The following is a 23,295-nucleotide window of genomic DNA, read 5'->3' on the forward strand; positions in this document are numbered from 1 at the left end:
AGCGATTTTGCGTAGGATAGTGCATAAAAACAAGCAGATAGAGCGGAATAGCGAGCGAATGTGAGTGCTTTCGGCTCTATTGTGCGAAACGCTTTGTTGCCTCGATCAATTCATGGGTGATGCCGGGCTCTGTGACGGCATGTCCTGCATCCTCGACGGTTCTGAGATCTGCTTCAGGCCACATTTTCCGCAACTGCCATGCGTTGATAAACGGCGTGCAGATATCATAGCGGCCATGGATGATCACGCCGGGAATATGCCGGATGCGATCCACATTGCGCAGAAGCTGGTCATCGGAATCGAGGAAACCTCGGTTCTGGAAATAGTGGCATTCGATACGCGCAAAGGCGATGGCGTACTGGTCTTCACCGAAGGCATCGACGCGGGCCGGGTCGGGCAGAAGTGAAATGACCGAGCCTTCCCAACGCGCCCAGCGCCGCGCTGCTTCAAGCTGCACCTGCGGGTCACGATCAGTCAGGCGCTTGTAATAGGCAGCGATCATGTCGCCGCGCTCGGCTTCGGGTATATGCTCCTGATAAGCCTCGAAATGGTCCGGAAAGAGAATACTTGCGCCGTTGGAATACATCCAGTCGACTTCGAAACGACGGATCATGAAGATGCCACGCAGAATAAGCTCAGCCGCGCGATCCGGATGGGATTGCGCATAGGCAAGGCCAAGGGTTGATCCCCAGGAGCCACCGAAGACCTGCCACTTCTCGATGCCGAGATGCGCGCGGATATGCTCCATATCCGCCACAAGGTCCCATGTCGTGTTTTCACGCAGTTCTGCATGTGGGGTCGAACGGCCGCATCCGCGCTGGTCGAACAAGATGATACGATAGCGCTCTGGATCATGCAGCCGGCGCATGGTTGGCGTGATGCCACCGCCGGGGCCGCCATGGATCATGATGACCGGCTTGCCGTCCGGATTGCCGCATTGCTCGACATGGATTCGATGCAGCGGAGAAACCTGAAGCATCTCTTCCTTGAACGGTTGGATTTCTGGATAAAGCGTATTGCGCGTCATGAAATGCCTTTTTGGTTCCCTTCCATTTGGCTGGTCGGGCCGCTCTTATGTTATTTTCGACACCCAGCCTAACATACAATGCGGCCAGATGGCGGCAATGCGTATTGTGAAAAGGGGTTAGCAACGTGAATTTTGGTTGCCCGAGCCAAAAAACGGCATAAAACGGAGTGATTGGCTGATTGGCCTGCACCGCGAGGGGAGGAGACCTGAAACAATGGCGCGCGAGGCACATGCATTTCATCATCGCTGACGATCACCCGCTTTTCCGGGGAGCACTGAGGCAGGTCCTTTCAGGACAGTCGAAGAGTGTCGAAATCATCGAAGTCGGCGATTTTGACGCCGTCAAGAAACTGGTCGGCGAACGAGAAGATATCGATCTTCTGTTGTTGGATTTGACGATGCCAGGCGGAACCGGGCTTTCCGGTCTGGTGACGTTAAAGGCCTTGCAACCGGCGCTTCCGATCATCATCGTCTCGGCGACGGATGACGCTGCCACGATCCGTCATGCTGTGGAGCTCGGCGCTTCCGGCTTCATCTCGAAATCAGCCAGCATGGAAACCATTGGCGAGGCTGTACATGCCGTTCTCGCTGGCGATATCTGGACACCTGCCGACATTGAGCTGGATCATCCGCACGACCCTGAAATTGAGGCTCTCATTGCGCGACTGCGTACATTGACGCCACAGCAGACGCGTGTGTTGACCATGCTTGCCGAAGGGCTGCTGAACAAGCAGATAGCCTATGAGCTTGGTGTGTCGGAAGCCACGGTCAAGGCACATGTTTCGGCAGTGCTGCAGAAACTTGGAGTCGACAGCCGCACGCAGGCGGTCATTCTTTTGTCGCGCATCGGCAATGATGCGCTGAGCACGGATTAGATATTGCCCTGTTACTGAGCGGCATTCTGCGCCGATGCATTGTCCTGTCGCGCATGATGAAAATGCGACAACAGTGAACGCAATGCAGCAGGCCGCAGCGGCTTGTGCAGAACCGTGACATTTTCATCCTCAGCGCGCTGGCGGACTTCCTTGGAGCGATCGGCTGTCAGCAGAATGGCCGGTATTTCCACCTGAAACGTCTCGCGCGCAAAGCCGATCATATCGAGACCGTTTTCGTTCAGCAGATGGTAATCCGCGACGATCACATCGGGCGGCGTGGAGTGATCAGCGCAATAGTTCTTCAGCGCTGTTCCACTGCGTAACGTCGTTATATGGCATCCCCACCCGCCAAGCAGCGTTTCCATTCCGGACAGGATGCTGGCATCATTGTCGATGCAAAGAACATCGAGGCCTGTCAGTTCGAGTGTGCGCTGCAGGCCACGGCGGCCCTTCACTTCATTGGCGGGCACTTTCTCCTGCGAAACAGGAATGCGCAGGGTGAACATGGTTCCCTTCTCGGGCGTTGAAGACAGGGATAGCGGCAGCGACAACAGCCTTGCAATCCGGTCGACAATGGAAAGGCCAAGGCCAAGCCCTTCCGCTTCCCGCATCCCCTCATCCAGCCGCGTGAACTCCCGGAAGACAAGTCTCAGTTTTTGCGGAGGAATGCCGATGCCGGTATCGAGCACCTGCAACTCCACAAAGGAGCCGCGGCGCCGGACGCCCAGCAAAATGCCACCCTTGCGGCTATATTTGATCGAATTGGAAACGAGGTTCTGGATCAGGCGCCGCAGCATGTTGCGGTCCGTTTTGACAACAATGCTTGACGGCACAAGGCGCAACCTCAGCCCTTTGGCAGATGCAAGAGGTGTAAAGTCGGTGGCAATCTGGCTCATCAGCTTGTCGAGGCGAAACACCGAGACGTCGGGCTTGAGCGATCCCGTATCCAGTCGGGAAATATCCAGCACCATACCCAGAATGGCTTCCACGGCCTCCAGCGAGGAATCGATATTGCGCGCGAATTCGCTGGTTTCGGAGCGTCCGAGTTTTTCGGCAAGTGCGGTACTGTACAACCGCGCTGCGTTAAGCGGTTGCAGAATGTCATGACCGGCGGCCGCCAGAAATCGCGTCTTCCCCTGATTGGCTTCTTCCGCTGCGGCTTGCGCCTTGGCGAGCTGTTGATTGACGCGGGTCAGTTCTGCCGTGCGATCCGCCACGCGCTGCTCCAGCATCTCTGCTGCCTTCTGGCGCGTGACATCGGCTTCGACCGCAGCGGTAATATCGGTATATGTCGCCACAATTCCACCGTCCGGCATCGGATTGGATTGAATTTCCAGTACCTTGCCAGTCGATTTCATATTGATGCGCCATGGCTGGCGCACGGTCGCTAGCGAGCGGATGACACCATTCTGGGCGCTGAAGGATATATCGCCGCGACGGTGCAACTGTTCCACGATTTCCGAAACCGGTATTCCGACCTGCATGACTTCATCTGGAAGATCAAAAAGCTTGCGGAATTGCCGGTTCCAGAAAGTCAGCCTCAGATCCTTGTCGAGAACGGTAATACCCTGTTCCATCTGATCAAGGGCCGTTTGCAGCAGGTTGCGATTTTGCTGCAAGGCGGTCGAAGCGTCATCGAGCAGCTGTCGCGCGTCGCGCCCGGAAGCATCATTCTTCTGCAACAGCAGCGATAGAACCAGCCGTGCAGATGCGGAGCCGACCGCAGTGCCGAGGAGCTGCTCTGCATGGCGGATCAGCGGTGTATCAACAGTCATGCCCGGATCGAGACGCCGTTGTTCCCTTCCTTCAAAACGAAGAAAGGCGCGCTCGACGCGTTCAGCACCGAGATAGCGCGCCATGGTGGCCTTCAGTTCGGCAACGGTGACGGTGGTCCGGAAGCGCTTGAGTGTCGGTGTGCCGATGAAATAACGCGGCAGGAAGATACTGGCCTGAATGCGTTCGAGCGGCGTCGAGGCGCGTGAAAGGGAACCGAGGATGTAGAAGAGCGTGTTGGCCGCAAGGCTCCACAACACGCCATTGGTCAACGGGAGCGCATTGGTTCCGAAAAGCGCTTCTGGCCGCAGCGCCGTAAAGCCAAGAAAGCCGTCGCGCAGAATGGCGGCATTTTCTGGCGCCATCGTTGGCAGCAATAGTGTGTAAGCCCAGACAAGGAATCCGGCTGATAGTCCCAGCATGGCACCGCGTCCATTCGCATTGCGCCAGAACAGCCCGCCGATGAAGGCGGGCACGAATTGCGCAATTGCGGCAAAGGACACGAAGCCGATCGAAGCCAGATGGATATTGTTGGAGGTAAAGCGATAATAGGCGAATGCTAATGCAAGAATACCGATAATGGTGAGACGGCGCGTGTTCAAAATGACCTTGGTGAGGTCGCGCTGTTCTGCGGCGTGTTGTTTCGCGAGACGCCGGATGAAGAGCGGCAACACCAGATGGTTGGAAATCATGATCGAAAGCGCAACACAGGCGACAATGACCATTGCGGTTGCTGCCGACAATCCGCCGAGAAACGCCACCAGTGCGAGCCAATGGGCACCCGCTGCCAGCGGCAGTGCCAGAACGTACAAATCTCCGCTGACATTGCCTCCGAGCGTCATCACCCCGATCAGGGCAATGGGAAATACGAAGATATTGATGAGGACCAGATAAAGCGGGAAGAGCCAGGAGGCTGTTCGCAGTTCTTTTTCACTCCGGCTTTCCACTACCGTCACATGGAACTGTCGCGGCAGCATGATGATGGCGGCAGCACTCAATGCGCTCTGCACGATCCATGTGCCAATGGATGTCTGGTAATGAAATGCCTCCAGCGCCTCCGGCGATTGGGATATCTGATTGATGAGCTGCGACGGGGTGCCGAACAGGAAGAAGGTGCAGGCAAAGCCAACGGTCAGGAAGGCACAAAGCTTGATGACGGATTCCAGAGCCACAGCCAGAATAAGGCCATTCTGGTGTTCTGTGGCGTCGGTGTGGCGCGTACCGAACAGGATCGCAAAGACAGCCAGCACAGCCGCGACGGGGAGGGAGATGTCGCCGAATATGAATACTGACGGGTCGACGGCTGATCCGTAATGCTCCATGACAAGCCCGACGCTGCCGGAAACGGCTTTGAGCTGTAGCGCGATATAGGGGATCGAACCGACGGCTGCGATGCAGGTCGCAAGAGAGGCTACACCGAAGCTTTTGCCGTAACGGGCAGCAAGAAAGTCGGCGATTGAGGTGATATGTTCGGATTTTGCCAGTCGCACGATATGCCGCAGCAACCGGTTGCCGAGCGTAAAGACCAGAATGGGGCCGATATAGATTCCAAGGAATTCAAGGCCGCGCTGAGCCGATAGGCCGACCGAGCCGAAGAACGTCCATGACGTGCAGTAAACAGCCAGACTGAGCGCGTAGATGTAAGGGCGCGGGGCACTGTTCCAGCGCGAGGTGCGCCGGTCACCGATGCTGGCTACCGCAAAGAGCAGCAGCAGATATAAAAAGGCGGCGCCAATAATACCCCAGCCCTGCATAACCGGCTTATTCCTCACTCCTTGACTATGATTTGACGCAAGCACTTTCGGTGTGTTCGCGCAAGATTATTGATGAAAAACAGTGCATTTTAGCGACTTCATCTTTTCTTTGGTAATTTTCGCCTACACACTAGAAGTGTGATCCTGAAAAAAGTGCAGGTCATTTTTCAGGACACATCTAAACGGCAAAACGCTTTTCAGTTTCGTTTTCGGAAAGTCGGTTTGCCATTCACTGCCAGTTTATCTGGTGCCCAGGTTGATTTGGCGAACGCCACCGCAGCAGGACGGCCCCAACGGTCCGCGTTCGTGAGGGAGACAGGCTTATGCTAAAAGAATTCAAGGAATTCGCCCTGAAGGGCAATATGGTCGATCTGGCCATCGGTGTCATCATCGGCGGGGCGTTCGGCGGCCTTGTCAATTCCATCGTCAACGATATCATCATGCCGATCATCGGTCTGATCACTGGCGGTATCGACTTTTCGAACATGTTCATTCAGCTGGCAGGTGAACCCAGGGCCACGCTGGCGGCGGCCCGTGATGCCGGTGCGACCATTGCTTACGGTAACTTCATCACGCTTCTCATCAACTTCCTGATCATCGCATGGGTATTGTTCCTCGTGGTAAAGGGGATGAACCGCATGAAGAAGAAGGAAGAGGCGAAGCCGGAACCGGAAGCACCGCGCGAAGAGGTCTTGTTGACCGAAATCCGCGATCTTCTGGCAAAGCAGAAAGCCTGATCGGTTCAGAACGGGTCAGTGAAAACGGGGCTTTATGGCCCCGTTTTCTTTTGATCCATAAATACGCTTGATCGGACCATCACAAAAAGCCGCGTGATTTCGCTAACAGGCCTTGATAAGCACGAAATCAAAATCGAAATTCAATGCGGGGAAATCATGACGCTCATAGCCAATCTTCGTCGGGAAGCAGCTCAATCACCGGAAAGCGGGATCGTGGCGGTCGCCAATCACGGGCGCGGGCGCGAAGGGCTTATTCCGCTTTGGGTCGGCGAGGGCGATCTTTCGACGCCCGATTTCATCCGCGCTGCGGCTCAAAGAGGTATTTCTGACGGCGAGACCTTCTATACCTGGCAGGCTGGCATCCCGGAGCTGCGGGAGGCGCTGGCTCGCTATCACGCGCGTCATTTCCCGCTGACCCTGAAACCGGAGAACTTCTATGTCACCGGTTCCGGTATGCACGCCATCGAAATGGCGCTGACCGCAACCGTTGGATCGGGTGAAGAAGCGATTTATCTTTCCCCGGCCTGGCCCAATTTTGTTGGCGCAGCGGGACTGGCAGGCGCTGTTCCGGTTCCGGTCGAGCTGGAATTCGGTGCCAATGGCTGGATGCTTGATCCCGAGAAGATCGCAGCCGCCGTCACGCCGCGCACGAAAGCACTTTTTATCAATACGCCATCCAATCCAACTGGTTGGACGGCGGACCGCGAGACATTGCAATTCATCCTTGATCTTGCGCGCAAGCATGGTCTCTGGATTATCGCCGACGAGATTTATACCCATTTCTATTACGGTGGCGGTCGCGCTCCGTCCTTCATGGATATTATGGAGCCGGATGATCACATCATCTTCGTCAACTCGTTTTCCAAGAACTGGGCGATGACGGGCTGGCGCGTCGGCTGGATGACAGTGCACCCGTCGCTGGGGCCGGTCATCGAGAATCTGATTCAATATTCGAATTCCGGTGTCGCACAGTTCATGCAGCGTGGTGCCGTTACGGCTCTCGATGAAGGCGATACCTTTATTTCGATGCAGGTTGAACGGGCGCGTTCCACGCGCGACAACCTGTGCGCGGCGCTGTTATCGACCGGTAAAGTTCGCCTGACGCCGCCACAAGGAGCGTTTTATCTTTTCTTCGGCGTGGATGGTGTCCGGGATTCTGTCAAGGCAGCAATCGATATGGTGGACAATGCGAATGTCGGCCTGGCGCCTGGCAGTGCTTTTGGCCTCGGGGGCGAAGGCTTCTTCCGCCTTTGTTTCTGCCGTGATCCGGAACAGGTGGACAAAGCCGCAAGACGGCTCGTGCGCTGGATCGAAAAGCTCTGAAAAAAAGGCCGCTTGAAGCGGCCTTCTTATTTGAAAATTCTAGAAATTGTCAGCCGCCAGCCTTGGAGACCATTAGCGGAATGATCCGCTCGGAGCTGGCTGGCTGCGAAACAGTCGGTTCGGCGTAAGGAATGCCGAGCGTATTCCAGACTTCCAGCAAGGCGTCTCTGAGGCCGTCGATCAGGGCGTCGTCATGTAAAGGCGACGGCGTGATGCGCAGTCTTTCGGTTCCACGCGGCACGGTCGGATAATTGATGGGCTGGATATAAATGCCGTGCACTTCCAGCAGGCGGTCGCTGGCTTTCTTGCACAGTTCAGGATCGCCAACCAAAATCGGCACGATATGGGTTTCCGACGGCATGACCGGGAAGCCAGCCGCAGAAAGCACATCCTTGGCGCGCTGGGCCTGACGCTGCTGGCCGTCGCGTTCCACCTGCGAGGTCTTGAGGTGCCGGATGGCTGCCGTCGCGGATGCTGCCACTGCCGGTGGCAGGGAGGTCGTAAAGATGAAGCCCGGTGCATAGGACCGTACCGCATCCACAATCGCGCGCGAACCGGTGATGTAGCCGCCGAGAGCACCAAAAGCCTTGGCCAGCGTGCCTTCGATGATATCGATACGATGCGCCAAGCCATCGCGTTCGGTAATGCCGCCGCCACGCGCGCCGTACATGCCAACAGCATGAACTTCGTCGATATAAGTCATGGCATTATATTTGTCGGCCAGATCGGCAATTTTCTCGATCGGCGCAATATCGCCATCCATCGAATAGACGGATTCAAAAACGATCAGCTTTGCGCGCGCCGGATCGGCGGCCTTCAAAAGTTGTTCCAGATGCTCGACGTCATTGTGACGGAAAATCTTCTTTTCCGTACCCGAACGACGCACGCCTTCGATCATCGAAGCATGGTTCAGTTCGTCGGAAAGGATAAGGCAGTTCGGCAACAACCGGGCAATCGTGGAAATCGAAGCTTCGTTGGAAACAAAGCCCGATGTGAAAACGAGACCGGCTTCCTTGCCGTGCAAATCAGCGAGTTCGTTTTCCAGTTCGACGAGTGGATGGTTATTGCCGGAAATATTGCGCGTACCGCCGGAACCAGAGCCGGCATTGCCAGCCGTGTCGCACATGGCCTTGATGACATCGGCGTGGTGTCCCATGCCGAGATAGTCGTTGGAACACCAGACGGTGATCTCACGGGCAGTGCCATTGTTGCGCCAGATAGCTCGGGGGAAACGTCCGACTATGCGTTCAAGATCTGCAAAAACGCGGTAACGCTTCTCGGCGTGCAACTGGTCGATCGCTTCTTCGAAAAAACGGCGATAGTCCATAATGCGCTCCTTAGTCTGTGCCCTAACTAGCGCTTTTGGCACTTGCCGTCCATGGCGCATTGATGGGCAATTTGCCACGTTTAATTGAAGCAGCATTGATTGAAATCAAGCAAATAGGCTCCACACCCAAAATAGTGGCGACCAATTAATTCATCACGAACCGTATCGAAACATCGCGCAGAGTGATCGGCGTTGACACAGAGTGGCTTGAATGAGGAGCAATCAAACATCAGTTAATACTAACATTCACAAAAGCCCGGCCCCCATATGAAGCCAACGCACACGGTGATGAACTATCCAGCCTCAACGACAGGGGATTGGTCAGCCTATTGGCGTGCCTCGCCGATGCGCCATCTGCGGTTGCGATGGCGGCACGTGCAGCTTTCGGTTCCGAACCGGAAACACAAGGCACATCTGATTGCCACCTCCGGCAGCTTTGCGGCTTTGCGTCCTGACGATCTGCCGCTTGTCTGTGTGGTTCGCAATGCTGCGCCTTATATGAGGTCTTTCCTGCGCTATTACCGCAAGATGGGTGTCACACGCTTCATCGTGGTGGATGACCAGTCTGATGATGGCACGACTGAAATCTTGTCCAGTGCGCCGGATGTTGATTTGTTCTCTTCGAATGTACGCTATGCGCAGGCCGATCGCGGACGTGCCTGGCGCGATGCTCTGTTCAATCTCTACGGGCGGGGCCGCTGGTATCTGTCGGTTGATGCGGACGAATTTTTCGTGTTTCCGAGAATGGAGCAGCGCGATATCCATTCGTTCATCGAGGAACTCGAGCAAAACGGAATTCGTCGGTGTCTGGCTCCGATGATCGACATGTATCCCGGAGGTTTGCTGCGTGACGGGGTTTTCGTTGACGACGGAACGAAATATCCGTTCGAGGTCTCATCGCATTTCGACGGCAATGGTTATACAGCGAAACCGGAGAAATTTGGCGTGGCGGTGCGCGGCGGGCCGCGTTTACGCTTGTTTGGACGCAGTATGCGGCTTTCAAAATTCCCGCTGATGTGGGTCGACAAGAAGACGGATTATCGCCGGGGCAGCATTCATGGGCCGGGGCCATGTTTCCGGAATTTCCTTCCGGCAACCGGCGCTCTTCTCCATTATCGTTTTTCGTCACTTTCAGTTGGCGAGTTCAAACGTATTGCATCGGAAAAGAGCCATGCAGGCGGTGCCGAACATTACCGCGCTATCGTTGAAAATGAGCGGTTCTCGGACGATCTGTCACTCGTTTATGAAGGTTCAGTGCATTATACGGGGCCAGCCAGTCTCGTCGAGCGCGGCTTCATGGCTGATCTGCGCGACGTAGTGCGTGGCAGCAGGCCGTCGTGTCGAACTAGCGCGTAAACGTCTTGCGCAGAAACTGCAGCAATATGTCATTGCGCCTGATCGTGAGGCGCGGAATACCGAACGGATCGTCAGTTGATCGTGCGCGGCGCTTTTCCGTCGTCGTCGCGTTTGTATAGCCCGCCGCTTCAACAATTTTGCGTGTTGCCGCATTTTCTCCGCCGTAAGGATAGGCGAAAGATGTGACTTCACTGCCGAGCAGGTCTTCGATCTTTATGCGCGATTGCTGTATTTGCGATATGGCTTCCTGCTCGTTTGCTTCCGGCAGGAAGATGTGGTCGAGCGTATGGGAGCCGACCTCGTGACCAAGATCCGCCCATTCGCGCAGTTCGGCAACACCCATGCAGTCGGCGCGCGCAACCCCGATTTTCTGGTCCCATAGATTGAATCCGCCGATCTGGTTGGCGACGAAATAGTTCGTGGCGGTGAAACCGAATTCCTGCAGCACCGGCAGGGCGTTGCGGAAGACATTCTCGAAACCGTCGTCAAAGGTGATGACAGCGACTTTGCCCTGCTTCCCGCCGTAAATGTAAGGCATTGCGTCCCGCACCGACAGGCCGCGATAACCCAGCCGCTTCAGCCAGGACATTTGCTGGCGAAAGCGGGTCGGATGCACGATCATGCTGCGATAGGGCACGCGGTGCGCCGGAGGCACGTCAATCTGGTGATATAAAAGAATAGGAACAGGCACGGGAAACCTCAGAGAGCTGCGCGCGAGCGCGATTTTATCTTCCAGCGATAAAGCGGGCGCAGAATTTCACGCTTCAGCTTGTCCGGCAGAGAACGCGATTTCTGAATCGTGCTGCCGCCAAGGCGCACTGAGATTTCCTTCACACCGCCTGGAAGGACGGATAGCGGTTTGAGTCCTGTGACCCAGTTCATCTGTGCTGTGGTATCGACCGGACGGTCGAAAATTTCCGTCGCCGACAGCAGGCGCTGCGCAGCTCCGCGCCCGATAAGTTGCGCCACCATGCCAAGGCCGACCGGCACCGGCTCGATGATCCGTGAAGTTTCCGTCGTCAGCACAACACGCCCGCTTTCCCGCTCGCGGAACGGAAAACGGATGAAGCTATCAACCTTGAGAACCTGACATGCAGCGGAATAGGCTGCTGCGAATTCCGGCGTCAGTTCCACGTCGTCTTCCAAGACGAGACCAGCATCGATCTCCTGATCGACAATCGCTTGCCAGGCCTTTCGATGTGACAGAAAACATGCGATTTCGTTCGTGCTGAGCTGGAATGGATAGCGCGGCTTGTGTGCCGATCGCCGATAGACACTGCTGATCGTTTGCGCATCGAGCGTGCGCCCGTCGATGGCGTTCACCACGTCCGTCTCTACCGGCAGCTTTCGAATAAGTTCTTCGACTTGCGGCTGCCGGTCGGTGGCGCGCTCCAGATGGATGATGAAAGCCTTGACGGCCCGCTGTGGGCCGTCATTCGGAGTGATGTCGGGGCGCGTTTCGTTCATGGTCCCTATCTACCTTGCAGCGCGCCAAAAGCTCAAGGTATTTTGCAAATCAGACCGGCTTCCAGCCCGGCTCGACACTATCGGCTTCTGCCCGCCACAAATCGGCATAGTCGACGTTCTGCCAATCCTTGAACCAAGGGCCGCCGCGCGTGTAATGTACGACTTTCGGCAGTCCGGTTTCCGGCTTCTCGTTCCAGCCTTCCAGCCAGTTGTAATCCGTCGGCAACGCACCGATTTCATCATCGGCGGCCCATTGCATGCGGTGCAGATAAGCGCCGGTTTCGCTGTTGACCAGCTCCGGCGTCAACTGGCGTGTCGAGGGATGTTCGCAGTTGAACAACATGCAGGACGACCAGTTCTTGCGCGGATAGCTGGTCTGCACCTTGCCGTCCATCTTCACACTGTCTTTGGGTTGGTAATCGTGCTGAACGCAATAAACGGCCTTCGACGGATCATTATAGGATTGAAGGCCAGCAATATCGCCAAGGAAAAGGAAGTCGCAATCGCAGAAAAGCGCCCATCCCTTATAGCCCGCAAGCCATGGCGTGAAAAAACGCGAATAGGTAAACTCTGTCGATGCCAGCGGATCGACGTCCCGTGTGTAGACCCCTTCATCGACAAGGTCCTGCAACTTGATCGGTACAATCTCCAGCGGGATAGAGGAATGTTTCAGTGCTGATGCCTTGGCGACTTCATATGCGATGGGTTCGCGAGAATCCCATCCGATGAAAATGCGTAACGGTTCACTCATTCATAGGCTCCTCTAAAGCGATTGTGTCGTGATCGTTCCCCACGTTTTCCGCTGGAAATTATAATGAGAGCGCAGGGTCACTGGATGAGGCTGATGCGTCCGGACTTGACCTTCTGCTCAACCCAACTGCGCTCATCTCCCCAGGTGTGGCGTTTCCAGCCTTCCCAGGTGAAGCCGCAGATTTTCACGTCCCAGCTTTCCTCCGGACATTTTCCGAGCATGTACCAGATGCCAAAAAAGCCAGTGCTTGGAAAGGCTTTGCTTATATTCTCGTCGGTTACGCCCAGCTCTTTGCACCCGGCCAGATAGAATTGGGGCGGCATGATCCGGATTTCCTTGCCTGCGGAACCAACGACTTCGATGGTTTGCATTGTCCAGTCTCCGCGCCTTCCCTTGAGGCGAGAGAGGAAATTCGGACCGGGGTGATATTTGCGGATGATGCTTGGATGATAAGCAAGCATCACTTCCTTGGCTGCCTTGAAGGTCGGTGTTTGTACGAAGCCCGGATCGCGCAGCCGTCGCTGCATGGGCTTGCTGGACGTCGCCAGCATCAGGAGGTCCGTCCGGGTGCCGCTCATGCCGATGGATTGCTTGGGCTCATTGAAACGGACGACAAAATCCGCTGCATCGACTTCGGCAGAAAGATCGCGCGGCAAAGGCGCATTGCCGACGATAATCAATGTCTTTTTCATGCACTTCAACTCTGATTAGAATGAATCGGTGCCAGCTTCGACATAGAAGATATAGCTAAATTAGAATTACATAATGATTACAATATTGGGAGACTATTTTCTCGGCGGCATCGGAAATCCGGGTAAAGCGCTAGGATTTCGCTGCAATCACGGCAGCCATGCAGGATATGCACTTCTCAAAAGGCAGAGAAAGACGGAAGCTCATTGTTGGGAGGAAGATAAAAAAGGGGATACCACCATGAATCTTCGCACCCATTTCCATCGCTGGATGCAGTATCGCGAAAATATTCGCGAGCTTAGCGGCTGCACTGACCGCGAGCTTTCCGATCTCGGCCTCTCACGCACAGATATTCATCGCGTCGCACGCGAAGCCGCTTTTGCCTGAGGCAACAAATCAGGGCCGACTTCCGGTTTCGGCAAGCGGCCCTGCTTCGATCCGCAAATTTTTCTAAAACCTACACGTCACCCGGCTTCTTGAAGCGGATGTGGATGTTGTCGCCTGCGAGATCGAAGCCTGCATAGTTGCGTTGAAAGGCAATGAGCGCGTCGTTGACGCCCTTTGAAAAATCGTCTTCCTGCACGTCGATATGGTGCCGGTAGAGGATTCTGTCGTCCTTGTAGAATATAACCTGACCTTCCATCATAGCCTCCTTCTGATGACGCGCAGAGCAGAAATCCGTCGGTGGTTTCAGGCGTCGCGCGCTTTGAAACGGGTGTGTAGAACAATGTTCAACACACGGGCCTATGGCTGAAGAGGTGCCAAGGGCACTTATCCAGTCGGTATATCTTTTTGAGATAGGCGATATGGCGGGCGTTTCAAGATGACGCAGTGTCAGTCCCGGCTTTGCTCAGCTCAAGCCAGGCACGAGCGGCGTGAGACAGGAATGCGCCTTTTCGCCAAATCAGCGCCAGATGCCAGTTCACATCGGCACCTTTGATCCCGTGGATGCGCACGCCGGGGTGATGCCGCTGTTCCGCGATCATTTTCGGCAAAAAGCCGATGCCCATGCCTGCCGCTACAAGCTCGACGATGAAGTCAATCTGACTGGAGCGGACTGCAACATTTGGAGAAAATCCATGCGAACGACATGCGTCGAGGATGATGTGGTTGAGGGCAAAGCCGCTCTCGAAAAGAATGAACGGCAGGCTGGCAATATCCTGCAGCGAAACGCCGCTCCCGTGTGCAAGCGCATGATCGGTCGGGAGAAGCGCCACAACCGGTTCGCATCGCACATCCTGCCATTCGAAACTGTCCTCGACCGGCAGAAGCGAAGCCGCAAGTTCCACATCACCGGCCAGCAGCAATTCTTCCAGCCGTCTGCTGCCATGCTCAACCAGTTGAATGTCGATCTCCGGATAAAGCTTCGTATAGGCCGCGAAGACGGGAGCGAAAAGCACGCTCGAACCGATGGGCGGCAGGCCGAGTTTCAGAAGGCCACGCTTAAGGCCGCGCAGCTCGCCCAATTCAGCCAGCATGTCGTCCTTTTCCGCCAGCATGGCGATCGCGCGACGGAAGACAATCTCACCTGCTGTCGTGAGGCGGGAGGGCGAGATTTCACGATCCAGCAGAACCAGCCCCAATTCGTCTTCAAGCTGTCTGACCGCCTTGCTGACGGTCGACTGGGTCGCGTTGATGGTTTTTGCGGCGGCGGAAAAACCGCCTTGCCGCACCACTTCGACAAAAGCCTGGAAGCTGCGCAAGTTCATGAGCCATTCTATTACGGAATAGCTTCAATGAAATCAATTCATTTCTAGAATAGCGCCTGAAGGCCTATATTCGTCGATGAAAATGCATCAGTCCTCATTGGAAAAGCACATGAACGCCCACAGCCTTTTGATCCGGTTTCGTTACGCACTGCATCACAGCCGTCTGATGCAAATTGCGACGCTGGTCGGCTTTTGGCTGGCGGGTGAGCTTTTCGTCCGTCTCGTAGGTCTGCCTCTTCCAGGCGGCATTGTCGGTATGGCGCTGGTGCTGGTCCTGCTTCTGAGTGGTCGGGTCAGCCTGTTCAGCATGAAACGCGGTGCCGAATGGTTTCTGGCTGAAATGCTGCTCTTCTTCGTTCCCGCAGTGCTTGCCGTTCTTGAGCATCAGGAACTGATCGGTCTGCTCGGCCTGAAAATCATGGCTGTGATTTTGCTGGGTACGTTGACGGTCATGAGTGTCACCGCATTGACGGTTGATCTCTGCTACCGCTGGAGTTTGCGTTATGTTGCTAAGTAACCCGCTGGTGGCGACATTTTTCTGGTCTGCCGCAACGATCCTGCTTTATCTTGCTGCCAAGCGCGTCTACCGTCGCTTCCCCATGTGGTGGCTGACGCCGCTCGCCGTTACGCCATTGTTGCTGATGGCGCTGGTCATTGGGCTTAATCAGAACTATCGCGGCTATTTCAGCGCCACCCATTGGCTGGTCGCGCTGCTTGGGCCTGCAACAGTGGCTTTTGCGATCCCGATTTACCAGCAGCGCGCAACGATCCGCCGCTATTGGCCGGTGCTTCTGGCAGGTGTCGTCGTCGGAAGTTCATCTGCCATGGCTTCCGCATGGGGGCTGGCGCATCTGCTGGGTCTCAACGAAGCGATCAGCCTCAGCCTGATGCCACGTTCCATGAGCACGCCGTTTGCGATGACTGTCTCGGGCGACATTGGCGGTACGCCGGACCTGACAGCAATCTTCGTGGTGCTAACCGGTGTGTTCGGCGCAGCTCTCGGCGAGGTCATGCTCAACTGGCTGCCAATCCGCTCCGCACTGGCACGCGGGGCCCTTTTCGGCATGGGTGCACATGGAGCCGGTGTGGCCAAAGCTCACCAGATCGGTAGTGAGGAAGGTTCGATTGCCGGGCTGGTCATGGTGCTTGTCGGTCTGGTAAATGTGCTTGCTGCACCTCTGATTGCCCACTTTTTGTAAGAGCCTAATTTTACAGGCAATTCTTTAAAAACGCCCGGCTTCCGGGCGTTTTCTGCATGAGCGGATCTGCCTTTTTCTTGAGCGTCAACGTCTTTGCATAACTGATATGCATTAATGGCCGTTGCTGCAGAGAAGGGGGGCGGGTAAATATCTCTTCATCGAGTTCACTCCTCCTCCCAGAACTCGAAAAGGAATACGGCACTCCTCCTCCCAAGCCGTATTCAAGATCAGGCCGCGCATCCTCCTCCCGCGCGGCCTTTTTCTTTTTCCGCTCCACTGCATCCTGCTTCGTTTCATCTCCATGCGTTGACAATGCGTAACCGAGCGGCCCCATAGGCAAGCTGCGGCATCTGCTCTATCTCTGGTTCAAGTTTTGAATCGGGGAGACAGCATCCATGATAAGCGGCATCCACCACATCACCCTCATCACCCGAAAAGTGCAGGCCAATGTCGATTTCTATGCCGGCTTTCTGGGATTGCGTATCGTCAAGCAGACAGGCGGGTTTGAAGATGCCGAGCAACTGCATCTGTTCTATGGCGACCGTTCTGGCACGCCCGGATCGTTGATTACGTTTCTGGTGTGGGAAGATGGTGCCAGGGGGCGTGTCGGTCATGGTCAGGTTAGTGAAGTCGCGCTTGCCATTGATCGCACTGCCATCGGATTCTGGCTCGAGCGCGCCTTGCGCCATCACGTGCCATCCGAAGGGCCCGTGCAGGAGTTTGGCGAACCTGTTCTGCGCCTGCGCGACCCCGATGGTGTGATCGTCAAGCTTGTCGGCTGCGATCTTGCCGCCAATGATGCGTGGGAAAGCGAGGGCATTCCGGCAGCTTTCGCCGTCAGGCGTTTGCGTGCCGCGACCATTCTGTCCGAGGCACCGGAACAGACTGCAGGTTTCATCGAACGTTATTTCGGTTTCAGGCCTTCGGCGAAAGAGGGCACGATAGATCGTCTTCTGTCAGATTCCGGCGATGCCATCGATGTGCGTGATGCGGGCGGCTTCTGGCCGGGTATTCCCGGCACGGGCATTGCCGATCATGTCGCTTTTCGTGCTGCCGATATCGGTGAAGTGGAACGGGCGGAGAAGGAACTCTCAAAGCTCAACTCAAGTGCCGTCAATGTGCATGACCGCAAATATTTCACGTCGCTCTATGTTCGCGAGCCGGGCGGAACGCTGTTTGAATTTGCAACTGACGCACCGGGCTTCGCAATAGATGAGCCGGTCGAGAGGCTGGGCCAGTTCCTGTTCGTGCCGCCGGGCAATGAGGAAAAGGCCGATGCCATCCGGGCACGGATGCCGCAATTCGCTCTACCGGGCGAGGAGCGTGTCATCTATCGTGATCTGCCTTTCGTTCATCGAATACACCAGCCGGAAGAGCCGGATGGCAGTACACTGGTGCTTTTGCATGGTACCGGCGGGAACGAAAACGACCTGATGCCTTTCGCCCGCAAGGCTGTGCCACGCGCAACCCTTCTGGGGGTACGCGGACGCAGTACGGAAGAGGGTATCCAGCGCTGGTTCCGCCGCTTCGACCTGAAAAAGTTCGATCAGGCCGATATTCGGTTTGAAGCACAGGCATTCGAGGCTTTCGTTGAGGGTGCCGCCGCCGCTTATGGTATCGATCTGAATCGGACGGCCTTTATTGGGAACTCCAACGGCGCAAATCTGCTGGCGGCTTTCATGCGTTTGCATCCGCATGTGGTTCGCACGGCGGTTCTTCTGCGCGGTCAGGAGGTTCTGGAGGAGCAACCCGATGGCGCGGATTTGTCGGATGCTTCAGTGCTTTTGATGAACGGTGCTTCCGATCCTTTTGGCGATGGGAACGGAACACTGGAAAAAGTCCTGAGAGAAGACGGGGCTGCTCTCACGATCAGCACGGTCGGGGCCGGGCATGCGCTCATAGATGAAGATATCCGCATCGCAAGCGAATGGCTTCGCGACAAGATATAAGTAAAAGGGCTGCGGAGAGTTCCGCAGCCCTTTTTATATTAATCAAGAGGTTTCAGGTTTCGCTCGATCGCTTCGCGCTTGCTTTCCAGGAAAGGCGGAAGCGACAGGCTTTCGCCAAGGCTTTCAAGTGGCTCGTCGACTGCAAAGCCGGGACCATCGGTCGCGATCTCGAACAGGATGCCGTTCGGCTCGCGGAAGTAGAGCGAGCGGAAATAGTAGCGTTCGACTTCGCCGCTTGACGGCATGCGCACAGATCGCAGGCGATCGACCCATTCCTGCATGCTTTCCTGATCCGGCGTGCGGAAGGCCACATGGTGCACAGCGCCCGCACCCTGCCATGCAGTGGGCAGGTTCGGCTGTACCGCGACATGCAGTTCGGCTGCAGCACCGCCCGGACCCATGGAGAAGACATGGACATGACCTTCACCGTCAGGCGAAACGTAATCGCCGGTCTGGCGCATGTTCATGACCTTTTCCAGAATGATCTGGGTGGGCGCCAGTTCAGGAACACTGAGCGTAATCGGCCCGAGGCCCCTGATCTGCTTTTCTGCAGGCACAGGACTCCGGTCCCAGCTATGGGCTTCCCCCGCGCCACCGTCATCGGTCAGGCGCAGACGCTGCCCCTCCGGGTCCTCGAAATCGAGGACGGCACGTCCAGCAACCTCAAAAGTATCGCCTGTCTGGACACCTTTATCGTTCAGGTGGTTTCGCCACCATTCCAGGCTTTCGACACCGTTCACACGCAAGCCGGTGCGGGCGACGCTGTTGGTGCCGCGCTGTTCGCGCTGTACCGGCCAGTCGAAAAAGGTGATATCCGTGCCGGGCGAAGCCAGCCCGTCTGCGTAAAACAGATGGTAGGCGCTGGTGTCGTCCTGATTGACGGTTTTCTTGACGAGCCGAAGCCCGAGCGTGTCGGTATAGAAGCGCCGGTTGCCGGGCGCATCGGCGGTGATGGCTGTCAGATGGTGCAGCCCTGTCAGTTCCAATGCCATAATGTGCCTCCTTCAGAAACGGAGTTGCTGTTGGCGGTTATATCGGTCGGGGCTGATCGCAAGGAAAGTATCACCTGTTGAACAGTGTGTAACCCATAAGCCGCAATCGCCTTGCGTTCCGACAACAGTGGATAATTGGGGCTTGGCAGAACGTTTCACGTAAAGAATATATTAACCCTCGGATTTCGGTTGTAAGAAACCTGCTGGCGTAGCGTTTAGGGAGTTTGGTTTTGCGGCGCATTTTTTCTCGGACTGCCCCTGCGTTGCTCGTTTTGATGTCTCTGCTTGCCGGTTGCGCCAGCCGTCCTGAAGGCGTGCTTGTGCCCGTCGGCGATGCCGCTTCTCCCAATACCACCAAGGTTGATCTTGTCGTGGCGACCACCCGCCGCCCATCCGACAAACCGGGCATTCTTTTCTCCGGCGAGCGTGACAAGCTCGTGTCGCTCAACGAGATTGTTGTGTCCATTCCGCCGGAAAAAAACCGCAAGGCGGGTGAAGTGCAGTGGCCGAAGAAGCTGCCGCCCAATCCGCAGACCGATTTCACTACCGTCAGCGTGACACCGCTCAAGACCGATGTGGAAATGGCAGGCTGGGTTCGCCCGCATCTGACCAAGAGCCGCCGCGTGATGGTTTTCGTGCACGGTTTCAACAATACGTTCGAGGATTCCGTTTATCGCTTTGCCCAGATCGTGCATGATTCCGGAGCCGATGTTGCGCCGGTGATCTTCACCTGGCCGTCGCGCGCCAGCGTGTTCGACTATAATTACGACAAGGAAAGCACTAACTATTCCCGCGATGCGCTGGAGCAGATCTTGCGCGCCATCGCACGCGAGCCAGAGGTCAAGGACATCACGGTCATGGCTCACTCGATGGGCAGCTGGCTGACGGTCGAGGCTCTGCGGCAGATGGCGATCCGCGATGGCCGCGTGAATGCCAAGATAACGGATGTCATTCTGGCATCGCCCGATCTCGACGTTGATGTGTTTTCGAAACAGTTTCTGGCGATGGGCAAGCAGCATCCGCGCTTCACCCTGTTCACGTCGCGAGACGACAGGGCGCTTGCATTGTCTCGGCGTATTTCCGGAAATATCGACCGTCTCGGCCAGATTGACCCGTCAATCGAGCCCTATCGCTCCGAGCTTGAAAAAGCAGGCATTACCGTTATCGACCTGACACAGCTCAAGGCGGGTGACCGTCTCAACCACGGCAAGTTTGCTTCCAGTCCGGAAGTCGTGCAGTTGATCGGCCAGCGCCTCGTTGCAGGCCAGACCATCACGGATTCGCAGGTTGGGCTCGGTGATCGTCTGGGGGCAGTGGCGATGGGTACGGCACAGGGTGTCGGAACGGCTGCCTCGCTGGTGGTAACAGCGCCAATTGCCGTGTTCGATCCGAACACACGCAAAACCTATGACGAGCAGATCGATCGTTTCGGCCGTGCCGTCGGCAATACGGTTGGCGCGGTAACGATCCCCACGCAATAAGCGCAGAGAACGCTTCGCCTCCACAGTTGTCATATTTGAGCTGACGCTGTAGGACTCGCGGCCAATAAATTCGGGCCGCGAGGAGGACCTCATGCAGATCATCCGCACCATTGAGGAATTGCGTCAGGCTTTGGCGCCTGCAAGGCGGGCTGGAAAACGCATCGGCTTCGTGCCGACCATGGGTTATCTCCATAAAGGCCATCTTGAGTTGGTTCATCGCTCCAGAGCGGAAAACGACGTGACTGTCGTGTCGATTTTCGTCAATCCGCTGCAATTTGGCGCGAATGAAGATCTCGATAAGTATCCGCGTGATCTGGAGCGCGATGCCACTCTATTGCGCGGAGCAGAGGTCGATTACGTCTTCGCGCCAGCAGTCAGCGACATGTATCCGCGCCCGATGCAGACCGTGGTGGATGTGCCCACCCTTGGCAACCAGATGGAAGGCGAGGCGCGCCCCGGTCACTTCGCCGGCGTCGCAACGGTAGTCAGCAAGCTTTTCAACATCGTCGGTCCGGACGCCGCTTATTTCGGCGAGAAGGATTTTCAGCAACTCGTCATCATCCGCCGTATGGTGGACGACATGGCCATTCCCGTGCGTGTGGTTGGCGTCAAGACCGTGCGGGAGGATGACGGGCTCGCCTGTTCGTCGCGCAACGTCTATCTGTCGGCGGAACAGCGCGCTGCCGCGATCATCGTGCCGAAAGCGCTCGACGAAGCCGAGCGGCTTTATCGGTCCGGTGTGGACGACCCCGATGCGCTGGAAGCGGCAATTCGTGCGTTTATCGCCACAGAACCGCTGGCGACGCCGGAAGTTGTGGCGCTGCGCGACCCCGAAACGCTGGAGCGCCTGACGGCGGTGCAGGGGCGGCCCGTGCTGATTGCGCTGTTCGTGCGGCTTGGCACAACGCGGCTCCTCGACAATCGCGTCATTGCGCATGTCGCACAGGAACAGGCGGCCTGAGATGAGCGCACCCGTCAAACAGAAGCGACTGACGCCGAAGGCCATTTCGGCCCTGAAGGGCGAACGCCCGATTGTCAGTCTCACCGCCTATACGACGCCGATTGCGCGGCTGCTCGATCCGCATTGCGACCTGCTGCTGGTGGGGGACTCGCTCGGCATGGTGCTTTACGGCATGGATTCCACGCTTGCTGTCACGCTCGATATGATGATCGCCCATGGGCAAGCGGTGATGCGCGGGGCCGAGACGGCCTGTGTCATCGTCGATATGCCGTTCGGTTCCTATCAGGAATCGAAGGAACAGGCGTTCCGCAATGCCGCCCGCGTGATGCAGGAAACCGGCTGCGACGGCGTCAAGCTTGAAGGCGGTGAGGAAATGGCCGAAACGGTCGATTTTCTGGTCCGGCGCGGTATTCCGGTGTTCGGTCATGTCGGCCTGATGCCGCAACAGGTCAATACGGTTGGCGGCTTCCGCTCGCTCGGACGCGACGACGATGAGGCCGACCGTATTCGTCGCGATGCGCAGGCCATCGCCGATGCCGGTGTGTTTGCGCTGGTCATTGAGGGCACAGTAGAGCCGCTGGCGCGCGAGATCACCGCATCGCTTTCCGTCCCGACGGTTGGCATTGGTGCTTCGGCTGCCTGCGACGGGCAGATATTGGTTTCGGACGATATGCTGGGGCTGTTTCAGGATTTCACACCGCGCTTCGTGAAGCGCTTTGCTCAACTGGCGCCGCAAGTGTCCGATGCGGCTAAAGCCTATGCCGAGGAGGTGCGGGCGCGCGCATTCCCGGGACCGGAGCATGTTTTCGGCACTAAGCCGAAAACTTAGCCCTTAAATTCTGTGCCGAGTGGCGGTAGCGCCTTGTAATTATTCGTCAATCGCGTTCAATGTCGGAAGTGTTTTCCGGAGTTGCTGTGACCGACGATATTGCCCATACCGAACTGATTGCCGTGCTGGCCGCCGTAACCAGCGAACAGCCGCGCGTCATGACTGTACGACAGGGGCAAGCCCTGCCATCCGGCCCGTTCGAAAGCGAGCACCGTTCGTTGCAATCCGGTCTGCGCGCCTGGGTACAGTCGGAAACCGCGCATCCGGTCGGCTATCTGGAGCAGCTCTACACTTTTGCCGACCGTGACCGTCACGCACAGGGCGAACGCATCATCTCGATCAGCTATCTCGGCCTTGTGCGCGAAAGCGATGCGGCGGCAGGGCAGGCGGGCTGGCGCGGCTGGTATGATTATCTGCCGTGGGAAGATCACCGTCAGGGCGAACCGGCCATCATGGAGCATCTCAACAATGCGCTCCTTGTCTGGGCCTATCGGGCCGAAACGCCGGAACTGACCGCGCAGCGCATGCGGCGCATCTCGTTCACCTTCGGCTTCGACAATGGAGAGTGGGGCGGGCGCTGGAACGAAGACCTCGTGCTGCAACGCTATGAGTTGCTGTTCGAGGCAGGGCTGGTGGCGGAAGCCGGGATGAAGGAAGACGAGAACGGTCGCTCCATGTTTGCCGATCATCGCCGCATCCTCGCCACGGCGATTGCGCGGCTGCGCGCCAAGATCAAATATCGCCCGGTGGTGTTTGAGCTGATGCCGGACAGTTTTACGCTTTTACAACTCCAACGGACTGTCGAAGCGCTGGCGGGTCTGCGCCTGCACAAGCAGAATTTCCGCCGCCTGATCGAGCAGCAGGATCTCGTCGAGGAAACCGGCGAAAGCGACAGTGAAACAGGCGGTCGCCCGGCAAAACTGTTCCGTTTCCGCTACTCGATTGTCGAGGAACGCGCCCTTTCCGAGCGCCATCTGGCCGGAGCCAAGCTGCCAATCTCCCGCGATTGACAATATACTCGAATCGAGTATAAGTTCATAAACATGAAATACTCAAGTTGAGTATAAATGGGCATGCCAGCGTATTTCCAGCAAA

Annotated in this window: 23 protein-coding genes; 12 read left to right on the forward strand and 11 right to left on the reverse strand. The window is 56.6% G+C overall.

What is annotated here, in order from left to right; all coding sequences use genetic code 11:
* Window positions 1-76: 76 nt before the first annotated feature.
* On the reverse strand, window positions 77-1,027 hold the full coding sequence (pip, locus tag F9K91_RS05510) for a prolyl aminopeptidase (protein ID WP_151677386.1): 951 nt from the start codon (window positions 1,025-1,027) through the stop codon (window positions 77-79).
* A 230-nt stretch (window positions 1,028-1,257) separates the two neighbouring features.
* Here pip and F9K91_RS05515 point away from each other — a divergent pair, with 230 nt between their 5' ends.
* The gene (locus tag F9K91_RS05515) at window positions 1,258-1,902 is read left to right on the forward strand and encodes a response regulator transcription factor (protein WP_151554347.1); all 645 of its coding nucleotides are present in this window, start codon (window positions 1,258-1,260) and stop codon (window positions 1,900-1,902) included.
* Window positions 1,903-1,913: 11 nt separating this feature from the next.
* Here the strand turns inward: F9K91_RS05515 and F9K91_RS05520 are convergent, their stop codons facing one another.
* A complete protein-coding gene (locus tag F9K91_RS05520) occupies window positions 1,914-5,429 on the reverse strand; it encodes a PAS domain-containing hybrid sensor histidine kinase/response regulator (protein ID WP_151677387.1) in 3,516 nt (1,171 codons plus the stop codon).
* 323 nt (window positions 5,430-5,752) lie between these two features.
* Here F9K91_RS05520 and mscL point away from each other — a divergent pair, with 323 nt between their 5' ends.
* Together mscL and F9K91_RS05530 are read left to right on the forward strand one after the other, a co-directional pair.
* The gene (gene mscL / locus F9K91_RS05525) at window positions 5,753-6,166 is read left to right on the forward strand and encodes a large conductance mechanosensitive channel protein MscL (RefSeq protein WP_061345004.1); all 414 of its coding nucleotides are present in this window, start codon (window positions 5,753-5,755) and stop codon (window positions 6,164-6,166) included.
* 156 nt (window positions 6,167-6,322) lie between these two features.
* Window positions 6,323-7,489 (forward strand): pyridoxal phosphate-dependent aminotransferase, encoded by a 1,167-nt coding sequence (locus F9K91_RS05530; RefSeq protein ID WP_151677388.1) that lies wholly within the window; start codon window positions 6,323-6,325, stop codon window positions 7,487-7,489.
* 49 nt (window positions 7,490-7,538) lie between these two features.
* On the opposite strand, the gene hemA is transcribed toward F9K91_RS05530, so the two are convergent.
* Window positions 7,539-8,816, reverse strand: coding sequence for a 5-aminolevulinate synthase (hemA, locus tag F9K91_RS05535; RefSeq protein ID WP_061345005.1), 1,278 nt, complete (start codon window positions 8,814-8,816; stop codon window positions 7,539-7,541).
* Between the two features lie 267 nt (window positions 8,817-9,083).
* Here hemA and F9K91_RS05540 point away from each other — a divergent pair, with 267 nt between their 5' ends.
* Window positions 9,084-10,172, forward strand: coding sequence for a glycosyltransferase family 2 protein (locus F9K91_RS05540; RefSeq protein WP_151554344.1), 1,089 nt, complete (start codon window positions 9,084-9,086; stop codon window positions 10,170-10,172).
* On the opposite strand, the gene F9K91_RS05545 is transcribed toward F9K91_RS05540, so the two are convergent.
* The 4 genes from F9K91_RS05545 to F9K91_RS05560 all read right to left on the reverse strand — a co-directional run bounded on the left by F9K91_RS05545 (window position 10,162) and on the right by F9K91_RS05560 (window position 13,082).
* On the reverse strand, window positions 10,162-10,863 hold the full coding sequence (locus F9K91_RS05545) for a polysaccharide deacetylase family protein (protein ID WP_061345007.1): 702 nt from the start codon (window positions 10,861-10,863) through the stop codon (window positions 10,162-10,164). The two genes, F9K91_RS05540 and F9K91_RS05545, sit on opposite strands and share 11 nt — an antisense overlap.
* Before the next feature lie 8 nt (window positions 10,864-10,871).
* Window positions 10,872-11,639 carry a glycosyltransferase family 25 protein gene (locus tag F9K91_RS05550; RefSeq protein ID WP_151554343.1) on the reverse strand — a complete coding sequence of 256 codons (768 nt, stop codon included), beginning with the start codon at window positions 11,637-11,639 and terminating at the stop codon, window positions 10,872-10,874.
* A 49-nt stretch (window positions 11,640-11,688) separates the two neighbouring features.
* A complete protein-coding gene (locus F9K91_RS05555; protein WP_151554342.1) occupies window positions 11,689-12,390 on the reverse strand; it encodes a glycosyltransferase in 702 nt (233 codons plus the stop codon).
* Between the two features lie 77 nt (window positions 12,391-12,467).
* On the reverse strand, window positions 12,468-13,082 hold the full coding sequence (locus tag F9K91_RS05560; RefSeq protein ID WP_151554341.1) for a glycosyltransferase family 29 protein: 615 nt from the start codon (window positions 13,080-13,082) through the stop codon (window positions 12,468-12,470).
* A 238-nt stretch (window positions 13,083-13,320) separates the two neighbouring features.
* On the opposite strand from F9K91_RS05560, the gene F9K91_RS25920 reads away from it, so the two are divergent.
* Window positions 13,321-13,467, forward strand: coding sequence for a DUF1127 domain-containing protein (locus F9K91_RS25920; RefSeq protein WP_010658239.1), 147 nt, complete (start codon window positions 13,321-13,323; stop codon window positions 13,465-13,467).
* A 70-nt stretch (window positions 13,468-13,537) separates the two neighbouring features.
* Here the strand turns inward: F9K91_RS25920 and F9K91_RS05570 are convergent, their stop codons facing one another.
* Window positions 13,538-13,723, reverse strand: a complete 186-nt coding sequence (locus tag F9K91_RS05570; RefSeq protein ID WP_061345011.1) for a hypothetical protein — start codon at window positions 13,721-13,723, stop codon at window positions 13,538-13,540.
* A 175-nt stretch (window positions 13,724-13,898) separates the two neighbouring features.
* Entirely contained in the window at window positions 13,899-14,789 is an 891-nt protein-coding gene (locus F9K91_RS05575; RefSeq protein ID WP_151554340.1) for a LysR family transcriptional regulator, read from the reverse strand.
* Between the two features lie 109 nt (window positions 14,790-14,898).
* On the opposite strand from F9K91_RS05575, the gene F9K91_RS05580 reads away from it, so the two are divergent.
* Together F9K91_RS05580 and F9K91_RS05585 are read left to right on the forward strand one after the other, a co-directional pair.
* On the forward strand, window positions 14,899-15,306 hold the full coding sequence (locus F9K91_RS05580) for a CidA/LrgA family protein (protein WP_151554339.1): 408 nt from the start codon (window positions 14,899-14,901) through the stop codon (window positions 15,304-15,306).
* Window positions 15,293-15,988 (forward strand): LrgB family protein, encoded by a 696-nt coding sequence (locus F9K91_RS05585; protein ID WP_151652434.1) that lies wholly within the window; start codon window positions 15,293-15,295, stop codon window positions 15,986-15,988. The genes F9K91_RS05580 and F9K91_RS05585 overlap by 14 nt, the downstream gene beginning before the upstream one ends.
* 10 nt (window positions 15,989-15,998) lie before the next feature.
* On the opposite strand, the gene F9K91_RS25925 is transcribed toward F9K91_RS05585, so the two are convergent.
* Window positions 15,999-16,322 (reverse strand): hypothetical protein, encoded by a 324-nt coding sequence (locus tag F9K91_RS25925; RefSeq protein WP_167522181.1) that lies wholly within the window; start codon window positions 16,320-16,322, stop codon window positions 15,999-16,001.
* Window positions 16,323-16,383: 61 nt separating this feature from the next.
* On the opposite strand from F9K91_RS25925, the gene F9K91_RS05590 reads away from it, so the two are divergent.
* Window positions 16,384-17,937: a VOC family protein gene (locus F9K91_RS05590; protein ID WP_151677389.1), complete on the forward strand. Its 1,554-nt coding sequence runs from the start codon at window positions 16,384-16,386 to the stop codon at window positions 17,935-17,937.
* Between the two features lie 38 nt (window positions 17,938-17,975).
* Here F9K91_RS05590 and F9K91_RS05595 read toward each other — a convergent pair whose 3' ends face one another.
* Window positions 17,976-18,929, reverse strand: coding sequence for a ring-cleaving dioxygenase (locus F9K91_RS05595; protein WP_151677390.1), 954 nt, complete (start codon window positions 18,927-18,929; stop codon window positions 17,976-17,978).
* Between the two features lie 224 nt (window positions 18,930-19,153).
* Between F9K91_RS05595 and F9K91_RS05600 the strand changes: the two genes are divergently transcribed.
* The 4 genes from F9K91_RS05600 to F9K91_RS05615 all read left to right on the forward strand — a co-directional run bounded on the left by F9K91_RS05600 (window position 19,154) and on the right by F9K91_RS05615 (window position 23,210).
* Window positions 19,154-20,410 (forward strand): alpha/beta hydrolase, encoded by a 1,257-nt coding sequence (locus F9K91_RS05600; RefSeq protein WP_192800847.1) that lies wholly within the window; start codon window positions 19,154-19,156, stop codon window positions 20,408-20,410.
* A 91-nt stretch (window positions 20,411-20,501) separates the two neighbouring features.
* Window positions 20,502-21,371, forward strand: a complete 870-nt coding sequence (gene panC, locus F9K91_RS05605) for a pantoate--beta-alanine ligase (protein WP_151652431.1) — start codon at window positions 20,502-20,504, stop codon at window positions 21,369-21,371.
* Window position 21,372: 1 nt separating this feature from the next.
* Window positions 21,373-22,200, forward strand: a complete 828-nt coding sequence (gene panB, locus F9K91_RS05610) for a 3-methyl-2-oxobutanoate hydroxymethyltransferase (RefSeq protein ID WP_151652430.1) — start codon at window positions 21,373-21,375, stop codon at window positions 22,198-22,200.
* A gap of 59 nt (window positions 22,201-22,259) precedes the next feature.
* Window positions 22,260-23,210, forward strand: a complete 951-nt coding sequence (locus F9K91_RS05615) for an NUDIX hydrolase (RefSeq protein ID WP_078337943.1) — start codon at window positions 22,260-22,262, stop codon at window positions 23,208-23,210.
* Window positions 23,211-23,295 lie beyond the last annotated feature (85 nt).

The organism is Brucella tritici, assembly GCF_008932295.1.
GTDB classification, from domain to species: Bacteria; Pseudomonadota; Alphaproteobacteria; order Rhizobiales; family Rhizobiaceae; genus Brucella; species Brucella tritici.